At 31.9% G+C, this 24,824-nt stretch carries 20 protein-coding genes; 16 read left to right on the top strand and 4 right to left on the bottom strand.

Going from position 1 to position 24,824, the window contains the following annotated elements; all coding sequences use genetic code 11:
* The first annotated feature begins 346 nt into the window (after nt 1–346).
* Nucleotides 347–2,878 (top strand): cellulase N-terminal Ig-like domain-containing protein, encoded by a 2,532-nt coding sequence (locus OM075_RS15690; protein WP_301191484.1) that lies wholly within the window; start codon nt 347–349, stop codon nt 2,876–2,878.
* 732 nt (nt 2,879–3,610) lie between these two features.
* On the opposite strand, the gene OM075_RS15685 is transcribed toward OM075_RS15690, so the two are convergent.
* Nucleotides 3,611–3,766, bottom strand: a complete 156-nt coding sequence (locus tag OM075_RS15685; RefSeq protein WP_301191483.1) for a hypothetical protein — start codon at nt 3,764–3,766, stop codon at nt 3,611–3,613.
* Nucleotides 3,767–3,919: 153 nt separating this feature from the next.
* On the opposite strand from OM075_RS15685, the gene OM075_RS15680 reads away from it, so the two are divergent.
* The 4 genes from OM075_RS15680 to OM075_RS15665 all read left to right on the top strand — a co-directional run bounded on the left by OM075_RS15680 (nt 3,920) and on the right by OM075_RS15665 (nt 12,463).
* Entirely contained in the window at nt 3,920–4,564 is a 645-nt protein-coding gene (locus OM075_RS15680) for a hypothetical protein (protein ID WP_301191482.1), read from the top strand.
* 83 nt (nt 4,565–4,647) lie between these two features.
* Nucleotides 4,648–5,760: a hypothetical protein gene (locus OM075_RS15675; RefSeq protein ID WP_301191481.1), complete on the top strand. Its 1,113-nt coding sequence runs from the start codon at nt 4,648–4,650 to the stop codon at nt 5,758–5,760.
* Nucleotides 5,761–5,781: 21 nt separating this feature from the next.
* Nucleotides 5,782–8,772, top strand: a complete 2,991-nt coding sequence (locus OM075_RS15670) for an RHS repeat domain-containing protein (protein WP_301191480.1) — start codon at nt 5,782–5,784, stop codon at nt 8,770–8,772.
* Between the two features lie 7 nt (nt 8,773–8,779).
* Complete coding sequence (locus tag OM075_RS15665) at nt 8,780–12,463, top strand: DUF6443 domain-containing protein (RefSeq protein ID WP_301191479.1); 3,684 nt, start codon at nt 8,780–8,782, stop codon at nt 12,461–12,463.
* Between the two features lie 214 nt (nt 12,464–12,677).
* Here the strand turns inward: OM075_RS15665 and OM075_RS15660 are convergent, their stop codons facing one another.
* Together OM075_RS15660 and OM075_RS15655 are read right to left on the bottom strand one after the other, a co-directional pair.
* Nucleotides 12,678–13,220: a hypothetical protein gene (locus OM075_RS15660; RefSeq protein ID WP_301191478.1), complete on the bottom strand. Its 543-nt coding sequence runs from the start codon at nt 13,218–13,220 to the stop codon at nt 12,678–12,680.
* 25 nt (nt 13,221–13,245) lie between these two features.
* Complete coding sequence (locus OM075_RS15655; protein ID WP_301191477.1) at nt 13,246–13,590, bottom strand: helix-turn-helix domain-containing protein; 345 nt, start codon at nt 13,588–13,590, stop codon at nt 13,246–13,248.
* A 163-nt stretch (nt 13,591–13,753) separates the two neighbouring features.
* On the opposite strand from OM075_RS15655, the gene OM075_RS15650 reads away from it, so the two are divergent.
* Nucleotides 13,754–14,236: a CHC2 zinc finger domain-containing protein gene (locus OM075_RS15650; protein WP_301191476.1), complete on the top strand. Its 483-nt coding sequence runs from the start codon at nt 13,754–13,756 to the stop codon at nt 14,234–14,236.
* A gap of 73 nt (nt 14,237–14,309) precedes the next feature.
* Here OM075_RS15650 and OM075_RS15645 read toward each other — a convergent pair whose 3' ends face one another.
* A complete protein-coding gene (locus tag OM075_RS15645) occupies nt 14,310–14,519 on the bottom strand; it encodes a hypothetical protein (protein WP_301191475.1) in 210 nt (69 codons plus the stop codon).
* 385 nt (nt 14,520–14,904) lie between these two features.
* On the opposite strand from OM075_RS15645, the gene OM075_RS15640 reads away from it, so the two are divergent.
* The 10 genes from OM075_RS15640 (at nt 14,905) to OM075_RS15595 (ending at nt 24,798) form a co-directional block, all read left to right on the top strand.
* A complete protein-coding gene (locus OM075_RS15640) occupies nt 14,905–15,324 on the top strand; it encodes a type IV pilin protein (RefSeq protein WP_301191474.1) in 420 nt (139 codons plus the stop codon).
* A gap of 471 nt (nt 15,325–15,795) precedes the next feature.
* The gene (locus OM075_RS15635; protein ID WP_301191473.1) at nt 15,796–17,229 is read left to right on the top strand and encodes a GspE/PulE family protein; all 1,434 of its coding nucleotides are present in this window, start codon (nt 15,796–15,798) and stop codon (nt 17,227–17,229) included.
* Between the two features lie 68 nt (nt 17,230–17,297).
* Entirely contained in the window at nt 17,298–19,205 is a 1,908-nt protein-coding gene (locus tag OM075_RS15630) for a type II secretion system protein GspD (RefSeq protein ID WP_301191472.1), read from the top strand.
* Nucleotides 19,206–19,209: 4 nt separating this feature from the next.
* Nucleotides 19,210–20,403 (top strand): hypothetical protein, encoded by a 1,194-nt coding sequence (locus tag OM075_RS15625; RefSeq protein ID WP_301191471.1) that lies wholly within the window; start codon nt 19,210–19,212, stop codon nt 20,401–20,403.
* Nucleotides 20,393–20,923: a hypothetical protein gene (locus OM075_RS15620; RefSeq protein ID WP_301191470.1), complete on the top strand. Its 531-nt coding sequence runs from the start codon at nt 20,393–20,395 to the stop codon at nt 20,921–20,923. Before OM075_RS15625 ends, OM075_RS15620 begins: the two co-directional genes overlap by 11 nt.
* 26 nt (nt 20,924–20,949) lie before the next feature.
* Complete coding sequence (locus OM075_RS15615; RefSeq protein ID WP_301191469.1) at nt 20,950–21,912, top strand: hypothetical protein; 963 nt, start codon at nt 20,950–20,952, stop codon at nt 21,910–21,912.
* A 24-nt stretch (nt 21,913–21,936) separates the two neighbouring features.
* Nucleotides 21,937–22,413: a hypothetical protein gene (locus OM075_RS15610; RefSeq protein ID WP_301191468.1), complete on the top strand. Its 477-nt coding sequence runs from the start codon at nt 21,937–21,939 to the stop codon at nt 22,411–22,413.
* Between the two features lie 85 nt (nt 22,414–22,498).
* On the top strand, nt 22,499–23,140 hold the full coding sequence (locus OM075_RS15605) for a toxin-antitoxin system YwqK family antitoxin (protein ID WP_301191467.1): 642 nt from the start codon (nt 22,499–22,501) through the stop codon (nt 23,138–23,140).
* Nucleotides 23,141–23,152: 12 nt separating this feature from the next.
* Nucleotides 23,153–24,427: a hypothetical protein gene (locus OM075_RS15600; protein WP_301191466.1), complete on the top strand. Its 1,275-nt coding sequence runs from the start codon at nt 23,153–23,155 to the stop codon at nt 24,425–24,427.
* Nucleotides 24,418–24,798 carry a prepilin-type N-terminal cleavage/methylation domain-containing protein gene (locus tag OM075_RS15595; RefSeq protein WP_301191465.1) on the top strand — a complete coding sequence of 127 codons (381 nt, stop codon included), beginning with the start codon at nt 24,418–24,420 and terminating at the stop codon, nt 24,796–24,798. Before OM075_RS15600 ends, OM075_RS15595 begins: the two co-directional genes overlap by 10 nt.
* Nucleotides 24,799–24,824 lie beyond the last annotated feature (26 nt).

The following is a 24,824-nucleotide window of genomic DNA, read 5'->3' as shown; positions in this document are numbered from 1 at the left end:
CCAGAGGCCTGTAGGCACAGCGAAGCGAGATGCTCTGATAAACTGAAGTGGGGAAGCGATACGCTTACATATCCTAATGTTTTATGGGGTGAACGAGATTTCAGGTATATAAAAGATCCTATTTTAATACAACAAAATGATATTTAACCTTAATGTATAATTAATATGAAACAAGCCATGAAAGAAAGTACTCCGAACACACGAGGATGTCTAAATTTGGCGAGTTCCATGTGGTAATATAAATCAAATTATAAACACATGAAACGAGCTATGATAAAAACTTCTCACACAAGAGAATGACTAATAAGGCGAGTTCCATGTGGCAATTAAAAGAAAAAATAAACACATGAAAAGACTACCATTTTATTCACTGTTCATGTTGCTGCTGGCGGCATGTAGTTCTGAACCTAACCAGGATCTGGTTCTCAATGATCTTGGATATTTCGAGACTCAGGGCGTTAATGTATTAGCATATAGTAACCTTTTTAACGGAGGGTTTAACGATGAAAAAAATGCTGGTATAGAAATCATTCAACACGGAGTAAGAAATGTACAAGGCGGTGCTGTGCGACTTTCAAATACACCTGAACAGTGGGATCTTGTTCCTGAAATACCAAGCAGAACAGTGGATAGCGTAACCAATTCTATCGAAACAGTATTAAGGTATAAGGATTACGATTTTGAGTCTCGTGTGGTTGTATCAGCAAAGGGTAAAGGTGTTGAAATATCTGTTTATCTTGATAAGCCTCTTCCCAAAGCAGTTGAAGGAAGTGCCGGATTCAACCTTGAATTTTTACCTTCAAAATATTGGGGTAAAACCTATATGGTGGATGGTAGAATCAATCGGTTTTCGCGCTATGTAGCCGGAAAATCTATTGTCAGGCCAAACAGCGAAAAACTAAAACAATATAAAGGTTACGTAACTTATGATGACAGGGGTACCGGAAAATTTATTGATCCTCTTCCACTCGAAACAGGTCGCAGCATGCTTTTTGCCCCTGAAGATCCTGAACATAAGGTAAAGATTACCTCAAATGATGCTGATATTATGCTTTTTGATGGTCGAATGTTAGCTCAGAATGGTTGGTTTGTAGTCAGAAGTTTACTGCCTGCCGAAAAAACAGGTAAGGTTTTAACCTGGACAGTAGAGCCTAATGCTATTCCTGGATGGATAAGGGAACCCAATATTGGTTTCTCCCAAGTTGGATATATCCCTTCTCAACCTAAAGTATCAGTTATTGAACTGGATAAAAATGATAAACCACTTCAAAAAGCGTCTATTTATAAAGTTGACGAGGATGGAAATTCAAATGAAGTTTTCAGTAATGATCTGGCACTTTGGGGCGACTATTATAAATATCGTTATGCAAAATTTGATTTTTCATCGGTTAAAACACCTGGTATATATTACATTCAGTATGGTAACTTTAAAACAAATAACTTTATAATTGAAAATAATGTTTATGATTGGATGACTGATGCTACGAGCGATGTGTGGGTTCCAATACACATGAACCACATGTTTGTAAGTGAGGCATACAGAGTTTGGCATGGAGAGCCTTTTAAGGAAGGATACCTTCAGGCACCACCAAATACCGATCACTTTGATCTTCATGGACAAGGACCAACAACCGATACGAAGTATAAACCATTGGAAACTATACCGGGACTCAATATCGGTGGGTTTTTCGATGCCGGTGATTTTGATATTGAAACAGGATCAAATATCTCAGTAGTGGAAAACTTTGTTCAGGCATGGGAATATTTTAAGCCTTTGCGCGATCAGACATTTGTTGATGAGAAGCAACGTTATGTTGAACTTCACCGTTCTGATGGAACTCCTGATATTTTACAGTTTATTGAGCATGGAACCATGAATTTGGTTGCTCAGGCCGAAATCATTGGACATATGGCACAAACGCTTTCTAATTCAGTGCTTCATAATTACAATCACTTGGGTGATGCAGCTTCAATAACCGATGGTCTTCCATATAACCCCAAATTGGAACCTTATGAGGTAGCCCTTGATGGCAAGTCGAGCGGAGTAAAAGATGATATGTGGGCTTTTACAAGCCGTAATCCAAGTCTGGATCTTAGAGCAGCTGCTATGTTTGCAGCAACCAGTAGAGCTTTAAAAGGGTATAATGATAATTTATCAGCAAGAGCCTTGAAACAGTCAAAAAGACTATTGAAAGAGTCGACCGAATTACTGGCTAATATTCCAGAAGATAAACGTGGCAGATGGGGACGTTCTGCGGATATTAGCACCAATCTTCAATTGTTTATTTCAACAGAGGAGCAACAGTATATCGATAAATTTCAGGAACTTTTGTGGTCAGCACTTGATGATAATCTTAGTCATAACCTTTTAATCGCATTACAAGCTATACCACACCTGGATAAAACGTACAAAGAAAAGCTTCGTCCTTATATTGTAAAGTATAAAGAAAACCTTGAAGAATTAGAAAATGACAATCCCTACGGAGTACCAATTGGTTTGGGTAACTGGGCCGGTGGCGGAAGTATTATAAGCTTTGGAACTACAATATGTTTTGCAAATTCACACTTCCCAGAAATTATTGATAAAAGCCAAATATATAAGGCTGCTAACTGGTTATTTGGTTGTCATCCTTACCATAATTATTCTTTAGTGGCAGCAGTTGGCGCAGCTCGTCCAAAAGCAGTTTTTTATGGTAATAACAGAGCTGATTTCTCTTTTATTCCGGGAAATGTTGCTCCAGGCTTATTATTCAGAAAACCCGACCATTTTGAAAATTATGATGATTGGCCATTTTTATGGGGACAAAATGAAGGAACTATTAATGGGAACACTCGTTATCTAATTTTTGGATCAGCTTTTAAGGATTTAGTAAAGTAGGAATCAGTAAGCTTTAATTAATACAAAAGAGCTGCGATGTAAAAACTTGCAGCTCTTTCTATGATCTGATATTACTTATAGCTATCAAACCGAAAAATAATTTTCCAGTTTTGCCATGGTTTCACTTGATGTTTTAACGTCATCAACAATCTGTCCTTTTTCCACAATGATACTATAAAACTATACTAATTATAGAATAAAATGTTACCAATATACAAGTCATATGGTTGTAAAATATCTAATTTTAAAAGTAGAATATCTATTTTTAAATATGTAAAAGCAGTATTTGATGTATGTTTAGGTCGAAAAGTAAATGTTATATATAGAATAAATACAATATTATATATAAAGTATTGTTCATTATAGTTACACGTTCAAAAAGTTTAGAATTAAATCGACTAATATTAACAATTATAATCCAGCGATAAAATTATTTTTACATGTTAAACAGACCTAACTTAAAACGAAATGAAATCCATATTCACATAACTACAATGTAATATCCTCTTATTTTTAAAAACATATTGCATTCCTTTTAATTAAGTTTTGAACTCTTCTTTTCATCACTAAATATTAATCCTGTATGATAATAACCAAGAAAGAGTACAAAAAGATAAAATATTAATTAAACGATCAAATACAAACCCTAAAATAAACCGATCCAAAACCGATAAACAAATTACATTTTCATGAGATATCATAAACATTTATAGCATATATATATGCAGGTAGTTAAAGACTATTTGCATAAGCTGAAATTGTATTTACATTAACAGGAACCGCATTTACATATCCTGAAATCATAACTATATAAGCAGAAACCGATATAACAATGCCTGAAACGGTATTTACATTGGATTTAATGAACTTGACATTGGCTGAAACCATTTTTACAAGCTCTGGATCAGTATTTACCTAAAATAAATACAACTTAAATTATATATGTGATTAATATACAGTACTCATATCAAATATAAACGAATCATTAACCATTCCTAAAAGCTAAGCCAAAATAGCTTATGGGAATAAGCTATTTATATTATGGATAAAAGAACAATACAAAAGAACAATATGTATAAAGTTGTACTAAAATGGCTTAATCAAAACCAAAGTCAACTCCAAAAAATTCCAAAATTCACAGAAACGCTCAATGAGTTTGCATCAGTAATATCAGAAATAGAAAAACTTAGTGTAAATACCTCTATTATAACAACTGGTATAACAAAGGATAAAGCAGAAGAGCGTCAAAAACTTGAAAATATTACCTTAAACATAATTCAAGTTCTTCAGGTATATACCTCATTTAGTGATAACCTTATTATGCTAAATGATATTGACATAACAAAATCTCAATTATCACACTTGGCTGATTTCCAGCTTATAATAAATGCTCGAAAAGTATTAGAGCATGCCTGTAATGTACATACTGAAGCTCATGAGTATGGCTTAGCACCTGATAAAATTACTGAATTACAAGATGCTCTGATCAATTTTTCCAATAAACAAAACAATATACGTAATGCAATAGTAGAACGTAAAACAGCAGGTGAGCAGCTGGATATTCAAATTGATGAAGCAGATGATTTGCTTAAACGTATAATGGATTTATTGCTAAATCTATCTCAATATACACGACCCGAATTATACAATGAATATAAATCATCAAGAGAAATTATAAACCAATAAATCACAGGTAGTCGTGGTATTATATAATGATAGGATATCCCGGCTACTCTTTAATAACAACTCTAAAAACAAAAAAAACTATTATGAAAAATTTATTAATGTTATTATGTCTTATCGTATTTGTTAGTACAGCTAAGGCACAAGAGGGTACATCATCTTCTCAACAAGGAACAGATTCAAACGATTGGATTATAAAAAGTGGTTTTAGTGGATTTATGACTCAACCTGCAAGTATTCTCCTTGATGGTAAAGTGGGGGATGGTTCTGATATAATAATTGATGCAGGTACAGGTTCTGGATATGGAGGTAAAATAAATATAACAGCAGGTAATTCATTGACTTATGCTGGGGATATACAAATAGCTGCAGGTAGAGGACCTGTTGGTGGAAATATTGACATAATAGGAGGAAGTACTTCAGCTCCTTCAGGAGGTAATATTAATTTTTATCGCCTTAGTAGTAGTAATAAAATATTATCGATGTTTATAAAAGGGTCAAACGGTTATGTAGGTATCGGTTATTCAAATCCTTCATATAAACTTGATGTAGATGGCACCACAAGAACCAACAGTTTAATCACTGAAAATATTAAAATTTTAAAAAATGGAACAACAAGTAAAATTTTATTTTCAGCACAAACTAATGATCCTGGTGAAATCCGTCATATTGAAAATAATAATTCAGCTCAGTTATGGATTGATCCTTCAGATGATTTTGATGCAGGAGCAACAAATGATTTTTTTATTGTTGGAGAGCCAGATACCAATACTCAAAGATTTTGGGTAAGAGGAGATGGTGCAACTTATATAAATAAAAGTTTAGGTATTGGTAAAACACCTACTTCAGATGCAAAACTTGATGTTGCCGGAACCATACGTGCAGAAGAAATCCTGGTAGAAGCTAATGGCAACACCGCCGATTTTGTTTTTGCCGATGATTACTCCTTAAAAGACCTTGCCGAAGTTGAAAACTACATTAAATCTCATAAACATTTACCAGATATACCCAGTGCAGAAGAAATGGAAGCTTCTAGTGTAAACTTGGCTGAGATGAATAAACTGTTATTGCAAAAGGTGGAGGAGTTAACGCTTTATACTATTGAGCTTGAGAAAAAAGATAAAAATAGAGGGGAAACTATTATAACTCTTTCTGAACGTCTTGAGAAAATAGAGCGATTAATTACTAGTGATAAATAACAAAAAATTATACAAGAAATTATGAATAAATTAAAAAACTTAAAAATAGGTATATTTTTAATACTTATAGGAATAATATGTTTAATTGATATATCAGCTCAAACACATTTTGATAGAGCAGATACAAATCCTCAAGCAGAACAATATTTTTCTGAAGCAGCTACCAGTGTTGGTTTACACACTGGGCAGCTTTCAGTAAATATCCCATTGTTTAATCTTGAAGCTAATGGGGTTCAAATCCCAGTTAATTTAGCCTTCAGTGGAACTGGAATTACGTACTCAACACGCGATAATGGCCTTGGTTTAGGTTGGTCTTTATTGGCAGGTGGTGTTATTACCCAGACAATTCTTAAAAAAAGAGATGTAGAAGGAAAAATATACAGCGATCAAGCTTATGAGGGATTTAAAAGTAGGTATACAGGTATTCGAGATGCGATAGCTAGAGAATATCAAAATTCTATTTATTCTGGTAGAAGTGAGACTGATATTATACGTAGTTTCTTAAATGGTAATCATTTTGATGAACAAGATCTTTTTAGTTATTCCTTTCTTGGAAATAGAGGAGATGTTTATGTTAAGTATAATTCAGATGGGACAACTACTAGACAATTAGTACAAAATAATGATTGCAAAATAGAAAAAACTATTGATGGGTATTACATTGTAGATGTATACGGAAACGAATATTTATTTAACTATGTTGTAGATGATGGAATTGTTAATGATGGTGAAGTATGCTGGCATTTAAGTGAAATTAATACAGCAAAAGGAGGTCAAGTAACTTTTGAATATAAAACAATAACTAAGAGATATGAAAAATTTTATTCTGTATCAAATTATCGTCAGTATGAAAATGTTCCAATAGCTAAATTAACAAAAATAATCTATGATTATGGTTATTTGGAAATATCTGACTCATATGATTTTTATTTATATAATAACAATGGAGAGTTGATTAAAGGGTATGATGTTACAGGAGGGATCAATAGTATTACAGAATTTTGTGAAAAGGATGGTGAAAGAGAGTATTTAAAGCCAATGAGTTTTGAATATGATTACAAATTGGATCCTGATAATGTTTGGGACCAATATATTCCACAACGAGCTTGGGCAATGCAACCAAGAACATGGCATGTAGATTGGGGGTTAAATGGTCAACCTTGTCTCTGGTCAGAATATATTTACTATAATGGACAAATATCAGGAATTGATTATAACGGTTATTCTGTGAGTGGTTTTAAAGTTGGCCAAGGGGTTGATAATTATTATAACTTGACAAAAATTGATTATCCATCAGGTGGTTATGAAAAGTTTTATTATGAAGATCATAAATACGAATATACTGGCAGGTATGGATCCGTTGGTGGTGGAGGTAATGATGTAATAGGTAAAAGAGTTTGGAGAAGGGAGGTTAATCCATGTACTTCGCTACGAGATGGTAAAATAATAGAATACAAATATTGTTTGCATGAAGATAATTTCCAACCAATAGATGATGGTTTTGGTAATGAAATTAGATTACGTTCTAGTGGAACTTTAGTAAACTTTCCCATTTATGCAACAACGGTATATAAGCCATATTATTCTGATAACAGGCCACGGTTAAAAGGTTATGCATATGAATCGTATCTGCCACAAAACCAGAGTGTTGGTGCCCCTGTATATTATAGTGAAGTTGAAGAAACGATAACTTCAATGTGGTCGGGAAAACAAAACGGATTTAAAATATATTATTATCCCACCTTGGGATTAAATACAGGAACAAATTTAGTTGTAACCAACTATAGAGAAGATCCTCACTCTACAGCTGACGGTCTAGTGTTATCCTTCAACAATATTACTTTTGGTGCACTAAATTATGATCATTGTGATGAAGAGGTGAGATATCTGGAAGCCAATTATAACCATGTTCATTGTGCATATCCACTGCCCCGTTTTTCTTTAAATAAAGCAGCTGTAGGTGCTCTCAAAAAAGAAGTTTATTTAGATAATCAACGCCATGTTGTTAAAAAGGTTACAAATGAATACAGTTATAATTATAGGAGGATTTATGGTGTAACATGGGAAGAGTATGATGACGGAGGGGAGAATGAAAGAATACTAGCAGGGCTATCAGAGAATGTTATGTATGGCAAAACATTAAGGGAAAGAGAGGAAACTAAATATTTTTATAATTCTGATTTTTCAGTTGTTGACTCAACCAAATTGGAAAGTAGTTTTAGTTTCATTGATCCGGGTGTACTCGATAATTCTATCAATACTTTAGGTGATGGAGAAGTTATTAAAACCGAAATCGTATATCCACAAGAAATAAGGTATAATACTACTACAAATTTATCAGAACAAGCTCTAGTTTTACAATTAATGGTTGCCAATAATATGCGAGGAGTACCTGTTCAAAAAATAGTGAAAAAAGATGATAAGGTAATTTCAGGAACATATACAACATATAAGCAATTTAATGGAAAAATTGTACCCGAAGCAACATATGAATTAAACTGTCAACAGGCCACATCTGTTGCAGATCCTTATGTAGATTCATATGGAAAGGTCATTTATGATAGTAATTTTAAATTGATTGAAGAGTACATTTCATACGATGAGGATTTCTTTAAACCAACAACCATCATTTCAAAAGGCTTTAAAGAAGCTTTTGTATGGGGATATGAAGGTGCATACCCAGTTGCTAAATTAAAAAATGCCACTTATTCAGAAGTAAAAAATGCTTTAGCTGGTCAAACATACTCGAATATGCCAATATTAGATGCCTTAAGACAAGGGGTGTGCCCAGCAAGTCAAATACCTTTTAGAGAATTACTACCTAATGCAATGGTTACAACTTATACATATGCTCCATTAACGGGGATTACCTCTGAAACAGATGTAAATGGTCAAACAACTTATTTTGACTATGATAAATTTGGCCATTTAACAACAGTTACAGATAATGATGGAAATATATTAAAACACTATGAATACGATTTAGACAATTTCTGGGAACTTTTACATTAATTTTGTTATGAAATATTATATATATATTATAGGGATTTTGCTATTGCCATCACTTTGTTTAAACGCTCAGTCCCCAAATTATCTAAACTATGTTATTGAAACAACAATAACTGATAATGGTGTAAAAACATTAAATGATTTACAAGGTTTAACCAAACAGGGTAAGAGTGTTCAAATAAAGTACTACGATGGCTTAGGTTTGCCTTATGAGGTGGTAAATTGGCAAGCTTCACCTTCGGGTAAAGACATCAGGCAGCCAATTGATTTAAATTGGCTTAATATTCAAGAAAAAGTACATTTACCATATCCTTCATCTACATCTACAGGAGAGTGTAATGTGGAGTTTATAACATTGCCGGCAAGAGAGGATTGTGATTCTTACTATTTATCAAAACAAGGAAGTAACAATGGACAAGCTACTTATTCATTGTCGGTGTTTGATGGGTCCCCGCTTAACAGAATAGTGGAGCAAGGAGCACCAGGAGAAGCATGGCAACCGAATTCATCAGAAGAAAGTACATATAAAAGTGGTCATACCATTAAAATGGAATACCGTATGAACCATACTGATGAAGTCAAATTGTTTGATATTGAAGATGATAAATTAAAATATAAAGGTTTTTATGTTGAGAAAGTACTATATAAAACCATAGTAAAAGATGAAAACTGGACATCAGAATCGGGTAAATTACATACTACAGAGGAATTTAAAAATCCAAAAGGAGAGATTGTGTTAAAACGTAATTATGTTGAGAATGATGGCCATGTGGTATCTGTTGATACATATTATGTTTATGATGATTTTGGATTATTAAGATATGTTATACCACCTCAAGCAGTAAGAGATATTTATACATATTATGATATAAATCACCCTGTAGAGTTTGTAGAAAAAGATCGAACTCTTTCAAACTTGCCTGAAGCAAATACATATCTTGTATATAAAGGAGCTTGTGTAACTTTAAAAAACTTTAGCTTTAGTCCAGCACATGGCAATAGTTTGAGCATTTCGGCTTGTAATGGAGAAGCTGAGTTAATTTATTCCTATAAATATGATCGGGAAAAGCGAATGATTGAGAAAAAGATTCCGGGAGCAGCATCTGTTTATATGGTTTATGACAACAGAGACCGTTTGGTAGCCACTCAAGATGGGGAATTCCGTAAAAAAAACCAGTGGTTATTTACAAAGTACGATGTTTTTAACAGACCTGTTATTACAGGTATATACAATAGTGCACAAAGTCGTGCTGATTTACAAGCTTCAATTGATTCATATTATGCTAGTTATCCAAGTAAACTGTGGGAAAGTAAAACATCAATAGGTAGTAATTTCAATTATACCAATCAGAGTTTTCCTTCAGGGATTGATAATAAATCCTACTTAACCGTAACTTATTACGACGATTATGACTTTGAAGGAAAAAAAGACTTTAAAGCAGGCTTGTATTATAATATAAGTGATGAAACTACAAATAATGCAAAGGTAAAAGGACTAGTAACAGGTTCAAGAACAAAAGTTTTAGATGGAAATGAGTTTAGTGCTACACCACAATGGATTGTATCTACACACTATTATGATAAAAAGTATAGGGGTATTCAGAGTTTATCAGAATTATATCCGTCTAATAATGGAGCTAACTTTACATTGGTAAGTAATAAATATGATTTTGTAGGTAAGGTTAAAGATAGTAAAACAGTAAATGTATTTCAGGGAACCACAAAGATTATTGATGAGCGCTTTGACTATGATCATGCCGGAAGATTATTAAAACATTACCATAAAATTAATGATAAAGGTGAGGTATTACTTGTTGATAATACATATGATGAATTGGGAAAATTAATTACTAAGAAAGTTGGAGAAGATAATGTTCAGCAAATGGATTATCAATATAACATACGTGGTTGGTTAACCCAGATAAATGACCCTACAGTTGCAGCCACAGGCAATAAAAAATTTGCTATGAGGCTCGATTATGATAACCTGGTAACTGGTTTGATAGATGTAGAACATAAGCAATATAATGGTAACATTTCATCAATGATTTGGCGAACGGAATCTAAAGGGGATATAACAAACGAAATGTGTGCCTATGCTTTTGAATATGATGGTATAAATCGACTTACAAAAGCCAATTACGGACTAGGGGAGGAACCCTATATGAATAAAGGTATGTATGATGTAACTATTGGTAATTACAGTTTAAATGGTAACATAGGTAGCTTAACCCGCACAAAGGCAGGAACTATTATTGATAACTTAAGCTATAGTTATAGTGGTAATCAGTTATTGAGTGTTAACGATGCAGCTAATGATAATGTTGGATTTAAAGAAAAGAGTAGTAGTGGTTCAGAGTATAATTACGATCTTAATGGTAATATGACTGCAGACAAAAACAAAGGTCTTGCTAATGTACAATATAACTTTTTAAACCTACCTGAATTATTAACAGGTGACGATAATAAAACAATTCGTTATATTTACACCGCTGATGGACAAAAAGTAGCCAAAACTGCAGGCGGCAAAACTACTTATTATGCAGGATCGGCTATTTACGAAGAAAGCACCTTAAAACAAGTATTACACAGCGAAGGAACAATAACCATGAATGGAAGCAGTGCCATATACCAGTATCATTTAAAAGATCACTTAGGCAATACCCGTGTGGTTGTTGACGAAAACAATGTATCCAATCAGGTTAGCTTTTATTATCCATTTGGTATGGCCGCAGAGCAATTTAACTCTGGTGCTAAAAATAAATACCTTTATAACGGTAAAGAGCTTCAAGAGGATGCTATAGGAGGTAGTGTTTTGGATTGGTATGATTATGGGGCAAGGATGTACGATCCAGCCATCGCTAGGTGGCATTGTATTGACCCATTAGCTGATTTGTATTCTGCTTCATCAAATTATAGTTACTGTTTAAATAGCCCTATTAATTTTATTGATCCGACTGGTATGGCTGTAACAGAAACAGATTCAAGCTATGTAGTAACTGATGAAGATATTATTACTTATTGGAACAATTTGTCTTTGGTAGGAAATGGAGGGAATACTTATGCAGACTTACAACAATCACTTAGTGATGCTGCGGAAGGTAGTAAACTTGAAAATACAGGAAATAAAATTGGTAATAGATCGGAAACTATAGATGCGGTTGGTAATGTTGCCACATCGCAAGGGGGTACTTGGATTGATAAATCTATAGGTTGGGTTGCCGACCATGGTCATGAGATTGGGGTTACTGTTGGAGCAGGTTTTAATGCTTATGCTGGTTTTCAGGAAATAAAAGCAGGAATAGGCATGATGTTAGCTCCGACTGGAGTAACACAAGTTGCTGGAGCCTATTCTATAGCAGATGGAGCAGCAAGGAATATAAGTGCTCCTATTCAGATTTATGGTGCATGGACTGGAAATACAACACTTGAAAATGCACCTGGTAATATATTAGGGACAGTAGGGTTTATAATTGATAGTGGAGTTGCTGGTCAGTGGACAACTGGAGGGGATGTTCAGTTTTTTATGGAACTTTCAGGTGATTTTGGCTTGTCTAGAAGGAGGTTAATTCAAGCCGCAGAGCTTGGTTTTACTAATCCAAATATGTTACGACGGGTTGGAAGTATTGGTAATGCGGGTTGGCAGATAGTTAAACCATACATTGAACCTTTAAAAAGATATGGAGGGAATTAGCATGGAAATATGGGTAAAAATAATCCTAGTGATAGTCTTTTATTGTGTTATGAGCTTGGCATATTACTATAGTGTTGGGAAAGTTAATTTTGGAGGAGATAGACAAAATAAATATGAATCCTGGGTGAAACAACATGGGGTTAAAACAAGAAAATCAATTAGGGTGTTAGTATTACTTTTCACTATTGGAATCTTAGTAGAGTATCTTTTATAATTAAGATGCTCCCCAAAGTATAGACATGATATCGTCAAAAAGGTCAGCTGTTTTAACATAAAGAGCTGGCCTTTTTTCGTAACCAATAATATTTTCAAATAGCTTCAGATTAAGGGAAGGAATAAATTCAACTTGGGAATTATCATTTAGGATTAAAAAGTTACCCCATTTAGGAGTTTTTTTAACTAAGTCTTGTATAGGTAGCTTGCAAAGCTTATTATTTTCAATATTAATAAATATTTTAACTTCATTAATATTATAAGATTGACCATTAATTATTAAATAGTCTTTTGTTATGGCTGCTATGCCTTTTTCTTTGATAAAGAGAAAAGGCACTGAAAGTAAAACAAAGCTTAAAAAGGGTATTGTGCTGATTAATATTAAGTAACTAGCAATAGTACGTATAGTGTAATTGTCAATTAGCAATAATAGAATGATGATTAACCAAAGTCCCCCTAGTATTATAAGTGCTAAGTTTTGAAAGGGCTTAAATTTTCTTTGTAAGGTACAGTCTGTTAAGCTAATCTTTGTTGGTTCCAGCATGATTTCGCAGGATAAAAAACTTTATTTATAAAGCTGCAATATTTTTGATTTTAACTGACTTAATCAGTCCGTCAATGGCATAAAGAATATGTTCCTTGTCGTAATCATTAAATGAGGAAATTTCGTTCAATCGTTTAAGTATTGCAGGGTCTTTTAATAGGTTCTTGTCTTGTGTCTCCCCTAAAAGGTATCCAACTGTAGTATCAAGAAAGTTGGCAATTTTTTTAACCACATCAATAGATGGTTTTACTTCGTCACGCTCATACTTGCCAATAATGGAGTGATGGGCTTCAATTAATTTAACCAGTTCGTTTTGAGAAAGCTTTTTTGCTTCCCTGCATTCTCTTAATTTCTTACCAAGAGTCTCCATGTTAAATAATATTTGGTATTAAAACTGTTCTTTTTAGCAGCATAGGCAAATATACTGCTAATATTTTACGGATTAAAATTAGATATTCTTCGATTGAGTAATAAAATTTTATAGATTTGTACCAAATATTAGCAATTAAGAAAAATTACTAATATTTCACAGCATGGAAATCCAAGAAATAAAACAGCGTTTAAGCATCGAAACAGTTCTAAAACACTACGGTTTACAAGCCAACCGAAACCACATGCTTAAATGCCCCTTCCATGAAGAAAAAGAACCAAGCCTAAAAGTATACCCAAATACAAATACATTTAATTGTTTTGGCTGCAAAGCCAATGGCGATACAATAGAATTTATTCAATTAAAAGAGAAATGCAATAAACACGAGGCTTTGAAAAAGGCAACAGAACTCATAAACACAATTGAAGCAACAGCACACCAAGACCAAGCACCACCAGAACCAATAAGCAGAAACGGAAAGATAGAATTGCTTACAAAACTCTTTGGTTACTTCCGTGGAGCAATCAACAACAGCAAACCATCGAGAAATTACATTACACAAACCAGGCGTTTAGAATTGTTTTTGGAAATCGGCTATAACCCCAGCTGGCGCGGAAATGTTTTCCGTGCAATAAGCGAACTGTAAATATTATAAAAGAGTCATAATTTAAAAAGTTGTGGCTCTTTTTGTGTAATGTTAGGGTTTGTAACCCGGGTTATTATAAAATACTTTGAATTTTTCTTTTGGCAACAAACGCATCCAATACAGCAAAGATGTGGCTTTTGTCTTCATCAGAGAATTTGCTTAGTTTCAAGATGCATTTAAGAATATTTTTATTAATCTCTACATCTGTTATAACGACCAGATCATCTAATGATACTTCTAGTAAATCAGATATTTTAGAAGCTACTTCAATTGATGGCTTCATCTGGTCACAGCCGCTCGTTTGCGATTGCATCGTGTTCTCAGGCTGTAAATAAGTAAAGCATACACATTAAATTGCGAAATTAAAAAAGCCAGACAGAGATATCTGTCTTTTTACTTAAGAAGCATGCTATGGTGGCCGTTTTAAGTTATTAAGAGTTAATATAAGTAGCCTAATTATAGCATTTGAATGTGGAGATAAATAAAAATAAGCTACACGATGAAATAGTGCGTTAGCATACTATTATTTGTCTACACTATATAGGTTAAGGATTATTGAGGATGATGATTTTTATTTTACTATTTGGTTTAATAACAGATTTATTTGACGAATATCTTCAAATGTTCATTACAAAATGATTAGTTTTGCAATCTAAAATATTAAATCTATGAGTAATATTAAAAAGTTGTTCAATAACAGAGTAACAGGTTTTACCTTGCAAGAAATGTTAATTGTATTGGTTATTATAGGTATTTTATTATTAATAGCTTTACCAAACTTAATGCCTTTAATATCAAAGGCTAAAAGTTCTGAAGCCCAAATGCAACTAAGTCATTTGCATACACTCCAAAAAAATTATTTTTATATGCACTCTTCATATACCGATGATTTATCTGCTGTGGATTTTGTTCAAGAACGATTAGCAAGTGAAGGCGGTACTGCAAATTATAGAATTGATATGGTTGAAGTAAGTACCAATACATTTAAAGCAAGAGCTACAGCAGTTGCTGATTTTGATGGTGATGGGATATACAATGTTTGGGAAATAGATCAGGATAAAAATATGGTAGAAGTTACAAAAGATTAATAATGTGGCTCGAATTTTTATGTTGGATCTTATTGTTAAGCGTTAGTTTTTTTGATTTTAAAGACCGCTCTATTCCTTTAATTATATTTGTTTTATTAACGCTATTTTCAGTTGCGCAGCAATTATATTCAACTACATATTGGCAATTGTTCATTTTGAACACAGGTATAAATTTGGCATTGTTTATAATTCAACTAACGGTAGTTTATTTGTGGTTCAAGTATAAAAAAAAGTTTTCTCGTTTTTTTAATAAAGCCTTTGGATGGGGGGATGTATGGATTTTAATGATAGCAACGTTATATTTTGAACCAATCAGATTTATTTGGTTTATTATAGCTGCTGGTATAAGTTCAATTATATATACATTAGTTTGTCAATATTTTAAATTAAATAAATATACTTTAATTCCTTTTGCTGGAATAGCTTCAATATTAATCATGATTTATCAGGTTGCTTTAAAAATTAACTTATATGGCATCTAATATAGACTTAACTACAGAATTAAAGCAAAAGTTAACCACAAATCAGGCTTGGCACTATAAAATAGTTCCAAAATCAGAAAGAAATGGCATAACCGCATTTTATTACTGTGAGGGTATAAGTGATAAATATGAGTTAGAGAATGAGTTACTTGTTTTATTAGGTATTGAAGTTGAATTATATGCAGAAACAGAGGGATGGGTAGTTACTCAGTTAAACAGGTTTTATCCACGTATAGAACAATCTACGGAGGAAAATAATGCTCAGGAATTAAATTTAAAAAGCAACAGTGATTTTTTAAGTCAGATAATAGAAGAGGCAGCACGAATTAAGAGTAGTGATATTCACCTTGAAGCTTTTGAAGAACGATGTCGTATCAGGTTTCGCATAGATGGAAAGCTGGTTGAAAGATATATTGTTACTAAACATGATTATCCTGCTTTAATAAATAAAATTAAAATAAAAGCTAATCTGGATATTTCGGAGAAACGATTACCTCAAGATGGTAGAATAATATTTTCAGAAGGAGATCATAAATTTGATATCAGGGTATCTGTTTTACCAACTTTGTATGGCGAAAAAACCGTTATGAGATTATTAAACCGCGATGCCACCCAAATTGATTTAAACTTATTAGGTTTTAATAAAAGGCAATTAAAAAACTATTCAGAAGGCGTGCTTAAGCCAAATGGTATAGTTTTAATAAGTGGACCTACAGGATCGGGTAAAACTACAACGTTATATGCTACGTTAAAGCAATTAAATAAAGAAGAAACCAATATTTTAACCATAGAAGACCCTATTGAATATACATTAGATGGAATTAACCAGGTTCAGTTAAAAGAGTCTATTGGGCTTGATTTTGCCAGTGCTATGAGAACATTTCTTCGTCAGGATCCTGATATTATTATGTTAGGAGAAATCAGAGATACGGAAACGGCTCGTATGGCAGTGAGGGCTGCATTAACAGGCCACTTGGTGTTAAGTACAATTCACACTAACTCAGCATGGAGTACGGTTACTCGATTGGTTGATATGGGAATTCCCTCATATCTTGTAGCATCAACATTAAATCTATCAGTAGCACAGCGATTGATTCGTAAATTGTGTCCTTCCTGTAAAAAGGAAGTAGATTTAGATCCGGATTTATATCCAGAAAGTTTCACAGCTCCTGAGTTCATAAAATCACATTATCTTCCAGTAGGTTGTGATCAGTGTTTTTACACCGGTTATAAAGGTCGTCAAGCACTTTATGAGATTATACCTATTGATAGAAATTTAAAGGAGCATATACGTCACGAATCATTTGAAGTTAAGGATTATTTAAATGAAAAGAATATTCAGGAATTATCAGATATTGCATTTTTCTTAGTAAAAGAAGGGCTTACTTCTTTAGATGAAGTTTATCCGATTTTATCGAGTTAAGCTTATAAAAACTAATATTATATTTAATACATTAATACCAGATTAACAAAATAATACCTAATCACAATATGTTAACTAACCGGATTATTTTACTCTTTATATTTTCTTCATTTATAGTTATCGCTCAAGCACAAATAAAAGAGTCTTTAGAATTTAAGTTGGACAGTATTTCTAAAACGTTACCAGCACTAAATAAAAATATTGATTTTACAGTTAATGATATTCCTTTGCACGAGTTTATCAGAGGTGTTGCTAACGAGGCCGGATTGAATGTTAATCTGGATATGGGATTAAATGAACCAGTTAGTAATAATTTTACAAATGTTCAGGTAAAAGATCTGCTGGTCTTTGTACAGAAGAACTATAATGTAAATATAGAAATAATTGGTAATATACTTAATATATCAAGGATTCTGATTCCTGATGAAAAACCAATTTCAAGTTCGGTATTATACAATAAGGAAAACAACCTTTTAACATTAGAAGCCAATAATGCTCCTATACATGAAGTATTAAGAGTAATTACAGAAGAAACAGGTGTTAATATTGCTAGTACACCAACAGCACGAAATACAATTGTAAATTCCTATATTAAAGAAATGCAACTAGAAAGTGCCTTACATAAACTGGCAATTGCAAATAATCTTTCTGTTTCAAAATCTGATGAAGGATTTTATGTATTAGATTTAGTTAATGACGTAGGCGAAAATGCCTCTAGTGAAGTTAGGAGTAACAGAAATAACAGGAATTCATTTTCAAGCAGAGCTCAAAACAAAACTAATGGCCAATCAATAATTGATATTAATGTGTATAGTCGTGATTCGATAGATGTCAATACAGAGAATGCTGACTTGCAGCAAGTATTGCAAAAGTTGTTTGATCCGTTAAATATTTCGTATCAGGTTATTGGTGAAGTCAATGATAAGGTTTCAACAAAAGTTAAGGGAGTAGGTCTTAAGCAAATATTGGAGGATGTATTTGCTGGATTATCAAGTGCCATAAGGGAAGTAAATGGAACATATTGGATAGGAGCAAGAGATGTTCTTGAAATGCAGGAAGTAAGAATGGTGCAGATGCGATATCGTTCAATTGATTCATTGCAATATATTATTCCTGAAAATTTAAAAGCTGATATGGAAATAATTGACTATCCGGATATGAATAGTCTTATAATTGCAGGAGCAAAAGATCGCATACAAAGGTTACAAGAGTTTTTAAAAGAAGTTGATAAACTAATACCTGTAATTTTAATTGAAGTGATTATTATTGATAATAACAATTCAAAAGAACTATCAACCGGAATTTCTGCAGGCTTAACGGATGAAACGGTCACAACCTCTGGTAACATATTTCCTTCTACGGAACTAACTGTAAGTTCAAATAGTATTAATAAGATAGTGGAGGGGATAAATGGTGCCGGATGGGTTAATTTAGGAAAAGTGAAGTCAAACTTTTATATGACATTAAATGCACTGGATGAAAATGGATATGTTAATGTCAGGTCAACTCCTCAATTAGCAACGATGAATGGGCATAAAGCAACGATGAGTATTGGCAGAACAGAATATTATAAAGAAGAATTAAATACTTTATATGGGTCAGTTACATCTTCTTCACAAACTACAACTACTTATAAACCTGTAGAAGCTGAATTAAAAATAGATATAAAGCCAATTATTTCCGGAAATCAGGATATTACACTTCAAATTAGTGTTGAGCAAAGTGATTTTACAGATCGTATTGAAGAAAATGCCCCTCCAGGTAAAGTTTCCAGAAAGTTTGATTCAATGATTCGTATTAAAGATCAGGAAATGATTCTTTTAGGAGGTTTAGAAGAAGCTCAGAAAAGTGATACACGTAGAGGTTTTCCTTTGTTATCAAGAGTTCCTGTTATAAACTTGATATTTTCATCAAAATCAAAATCAAAATCAGAGGGAAAACTTAATATTTTTATCAAACCTTCAATAATAAACTAACATAATGCATTCAGGAAGGTTACATAAAATATTAAAAACAGTTAGTAAGGTTGCAGGAATTACGCTTTCTATTTTAGGAAAAGATACTATTTCAATAGATATAATTATTGTTGAGAAAAAAAAAGGAAAGCTTGTTATATCAAAAAGAATAAGCGCCTTATCTTCTTATGAGGAAGTGAAGAAACATGTACCAAATCATGTTCCTGTTATAGTAAATTTAACTGGAATTGGTGCATTAGTTAAAAAGGTGGAATTTATAAAGGATGGTTTACCAAAAGGTCAAATTGCCGTGTCTTCAGATCATTTTATTACACAGGTATATAATCAAGGTGAAACCGGATTTGTATCTATCGTACGTAAAGATTTAATAGATAGTATAGAAAAAGAGTTTGATAAAATAAAGATGGATATTGTTGGTATTAGGTGTAATCCTTTTACAATAAGTAGTATTTTACCGATATTAGAAATAGATCGGGAGCATGTGTTTAGTAGTTGGGATATACTAATAGAGCAAAATCAAATTAAAAATATAAAATCACGAAAAATTGAGACGATTGAACAATATACATTGGGAGATGAAGTTATAGAAAGTACTTATATTTTAAGTTTTGCTGATTGTGCAGCTTTCTTTTCTGGTAATTATGATTCTGTTTCAGAAGCGAATTATTTATCAGAATTTATTTTTAAGAAATTGATTGTTTTAACAGGTTGGACTGTTATGATTTTGCTTTTAGCAGCTTTGTCTTGTAATTTCTTTATAAATGATATGTATAGGTCAGAAATGGATATTGTTAGTGGTGAATATTCAAAAAATAAATCAATTTTAAGTAAACTAAATCTGGCAGAGAAGGAGTTAAATAAAAAGCAAGACCTAATTGTAAGAGGAGGCTTAAATGATGAAAATGTTTTATCCGGTAAAATTGACGATATAATATCATTGATGCCATTGGAAATAGTTTTGGTTAAGTTGGAAGTTAATCCAATTATAAAAAAGATAAAACCGGGAAGTGACATTTTATTGGATTATAATATGATTCGTGTTAATGGCAACTCTAATGAAACACAATATGTTTATAATTGGATGAAAGCGTTAAAAAAAGTAACATGGATAAAGGATGTTGAGTTGACTTATTATGCAAATAAAAGTATGAATGATCCTGCTGATTTTATTTTAAATATCTATTTAAATGTGGAATAATTTATCATATAAAAAACGGTTTTATCGAATTATAATAGGGTTAATATTGTTGATATGCCTGAGCTATAAATTTGCATTTCAGAATACCTTATTGTTGAAGGATAATTTAGAGCAACTGAAAACAGAACTGAGAAAAATAGAAAATGCACCCTATAAGTTAAATATGATACAGCAAAAGTTAGATGAAATTGATACCCGGATTGGAGATGTGAATTTTGAGATAGATAAAGGGGGGTATTTAATTGATATAATAGGTGATTTTTGCAAGAGGAATGATTTAGTATTAAATGAAATTCCCCAAAAGCATGTTTTTAATAAAGAAAATTTTAATGTAGTAACATTTAAAGTATTGATAGAAGGGTCATTTAAGAGACAATTACAATTATTAAATGAAATAGAAGATCAGCCAATTATTGGAAAAGTAAGGTCGGTTTGTTTTGAGAGTAAGTATGATTTAAAGTTGAAAAAGAAGTTCTTGTATGGGAGTTATTTATTTCAGTCATTAAAGGAGAGTAATTAATGAAAGTATATATGAAGGTCAAACAGATGAGTAAGTATAAAATTAATTTTAATCAATTACCTTGTTTTTTGTTGTTAATCAGTTTACTGTTTAGTTGCTCCTTAATAGAAGAAGAGGATATTTCAGATAAACAATTAGCATTATTAGCACCAGGAAATCACATATCAACAGAGCGTGTTACGCAAACCTTTTTGTGGGAATCAGATAATGATTCGTTGTCCTATAGAATACAGGTTGTTACTCCAGGTTTTGATTCAGTAGAATCAGTTGTTCTTGATTCATTATTAACTGATAATTATTTAGAATATACTTTATTTTCCGGACAATTTGAATGGAGGGTAAGAGCAGAAAATAGTGCTTATAATTCCTTGTGGAGTTATGCTGACTTTTTTATTATTGATACAAATGACCTGGGTGCCCAAAAAGTTAGACTTCGTTCACCAATAGATAACTTATTTATAAATGAGCAAGATATTTCGTTTAAATGGGATACGTTATCAAATGTTGATACCTATGAAGTTAGGTTGTATTCAGGTGGATGGTTGGGAAATCTGGAGTTAGATTCTATTGATGTTGTAGAGTCGTCTTTAGGTTTAAATATTGAAGAAGGTGAGTTTTGGTGGGGTGTGCGTGCTATAAATGACATCTCTTTATCCCTGTTTTCATATAATAGATTAATTATTGATATTACGAATCCTTTAACTCCAAACCCAATTATGCCTGAAGATAATTTTTCCACATCAGATGTTGATGTAAATTTTTCTTGGAATAGTTCAGATCCTACCTGGGGAAATGTTTCAGACTCTCTGTTTATTTATAAAATTACAGGTTCATCAATTGAGTTATTTAAAGCAAAAAAGGTATCTAATAAAAATACTACTATTACTCTTGATCCTGGTTCAGAATATAAATGGGAACTTAAGAGTGTTGATCAGGCAGGAAACCAAAGTGAATTAAGTACGCAACGTACTATTACAGTTAATAATTAATTGATATTACAAAATTTTATTTTTTTGAAAAATCAGAAAATTACATATATTCTTCTTCCTCTTGCACTTGTAATATGGGGAATTATTATTTGGAAGATTTTTTTTGCAAATCAAGGAACAATCAATTATAAACAAATTGATACTTCAGTTAAGATTGACAAAGAAAAAAGAATAGAAAAACAAATTCGAAAACAATTAAAATTAGATTATGCAGATCCTTTTTTGAAAGACATTAAACATTTTAATGAAAAGGAAGAGATTATAAATGAGGTTAAAACTGAAAATATCGCAAAGGTTGTTCGTTGGCCAAGTATCAGGTTTAAAGGCATGGTAGCAAGTCATAATCGTAATTCAAGTTTAGGTATATTATATATCGGTAACAAAAATTATTTAGTAAGAAAAGGTCAAAATATAGAAAATATAGTAGTACAAGAGATTGCAAGAGATTCAATTGAGTTACAATGTGAAAATGATGTTAGGCACTTTTATTTAAAGCGCTAATGTTTGTTGATTAAAAAATTTACAGTTAATGTTAAAATCTGGAAAAAAAATAATAAAGCAGGTATTATTGATAACTTTTTATTTTATGTTGCTTTTTTTCGTAATGGATATACCTGTTTTGTCTCAGAATAAGGCAACCCGTGAGGTAATAATACAAAGAAACGATACAATTGAAGAGTTCTCTATTTTAATTGATAAGGAAGTTACAATAAAACAGGATAATAAGACTTTTTATTATTGGTATGCCTTTAATAGGATACGAAAGAATCAAGGTGCTTATTCAGGTAAATTATTGAATGGCACTTACAAAAAATATAAAAAAGATTATTTGTTGATTGAATCTGGGTATTTTAAGATGGGTGTTAAAGACGGAGCATGGTCAACATGGAATTCTGAAGGAAATATGATTTTAGAATCAAGGTATGTTAATGGATTAAAGGATGGTACATGCTTTTATTATGAAGATGCAAAACTCTTAAAAAAGGAAGAATATAAAAAGGGTTTGCTAAATGGCAACACTACATTTTATACCAATGATTCAACATATACCCTAAAATATAAGGATGGAGTAGAAGTAATTAAGGAAAATAAAGATTACAGTTCTAGGTTATTTGTTGAGAAAATTAAAAATATTTTTAAAAAAAGAAGTTCAGAATTACATAATGAAAATACTGAAGATGAAGTTCCTATGAAGAAGAATGAAAAAGAGGACAATAGTAATGTTTAGTTTTGGAATATAATGAATTATTGTAAATGTATAAAAGATAGCAGACTTATTGGAGGTGCTTTATATTATGCAATTTTTGTAATGTTATTATTAAGTATGATATGTCTTCTGCTCCTTAGTTTCTTTGATTTGAAAAATAAGGAAGATGTTATTTTTTATAAAAAGAATCAATTATCATTAAATATAGAATCAGCTATCTCTCTTATTTGTTGTCAACCTGAATTGGTTCGGATAAACAATAATGTTAATATAGATTTATTTGAAGATAATACAGCACTGGTTAACGCATCATTTATGCAGTGGGGGATGTTGAGTAAAGTTACCCTTTCGACCCGATGGAAACATTTGCAATTAACCAAAACAGTTTTATTAGCAGAAAGAGAAAAGAAAAGATATAGTTTATACATGCCTAATAATCAAAAATATGTATCACTTGTTGGTAACAGTTATATTAATGGAGATTGTTCGTTATCAGAGCTGGGTATAAGAAAAGGGAATATAGAAGGACAATATTTTGAGGGGCCTTATTTATATTCTGGTAATTTGCATGTTAGTGATAAGATTATGCCAAAAATTAATGAACCTGCGAGCAATTATATTACGAGCTATCTAAACGGAAAAACTAGTAGTCATGATAGTATCGTTAATTTCAATGCATATAAAAATATTGAGATTAACCATTCTTTTAAGGAAAAGACATTGTTTATGCAATCAAACAGAAAAATTGTATTAGAAAAAGGTCTGCTAAAGGGAAATATAATATTATCAACTACAGATACAATAGAAGTTTGGCCTGGCATTGAACTTAAAAATATTGTACTATTTGCGAATACAATAATATTTAAAGCAGGTTGTCATCAAACTTTACAAGCTTTTGCTTCACGAGAGTTAATTGTTGAATCTGGTTGTGAGTTTTCTTATCCATCCTTTTTAGGTTGTCTGTCTAATGTATCAAAACTAAAAGTAAGTGTTGATAAGGGAGTTCTGATTAATGGAGGAGTATTTGTCTATTCTCTAAATCCAGAAGAAGGTAGTACTATATTTACATTATCAGAAGATGCAACTATTTACGGTAAGTTGTATGTGAACGGAGATTTATATTTTAAAGGAAATATAATTGGAAGTTTAATCTGTAATCGATTTGCCTATTCAACATCGCGATCGTTTTATGAGAATTTTATTGTGGATGGAATTATTGATGGAGAAAAATTACCAAAAGAATATGCATCGTTCTGTCTTGAAAATGATGAGGTGTTCAAACTAAAGCTTGTAGCTATATGTCAATAATTAATGCTAAGATTAAAGGGAATTCATTAATTGAAGTAATAGTTGCATTTGTAATTGTTTCACTTTCAATTGCCTTAACAGGAACATTTTTGTCGCAGTTGTTGGATGAATTTAATCGATTTCAGAAACAAAAGGTATGGTATGATCTAAATCTGTTAAAAAATCAAACCATTAAATCCCAAAATACTGAAACTATAGAATTAATTGAACACAATTATAAAATACAAAAGAATGTTGAACTCGTAAATGAAGTAAAAGGTTTGTATTTGGTGGAATTAAGTGCAATAGAAGTAACTAATAATCGTATTATGGATGAAAAAAAAGAACCTTTATTTTTTTATAGATTTTATGTTGAAGTAGACGATCAATAAATTATTAAAGGTTTAAATTCTAATCT

The organism is Plebeiibacterium sediminum (genome assembly GCF_026013605.1).
Classification (GTDB): Bacteria; Bacteroidota; Bacteroidia; order Bacteroidales; family Marinilabiliaceae; genus Saccharicrinis; species Saccharicrinis sediminus.
Note: the sequence above shows the minus strand (reverse complement) of the source record. Positions and strands in the feature narration are given on the sequence as shown.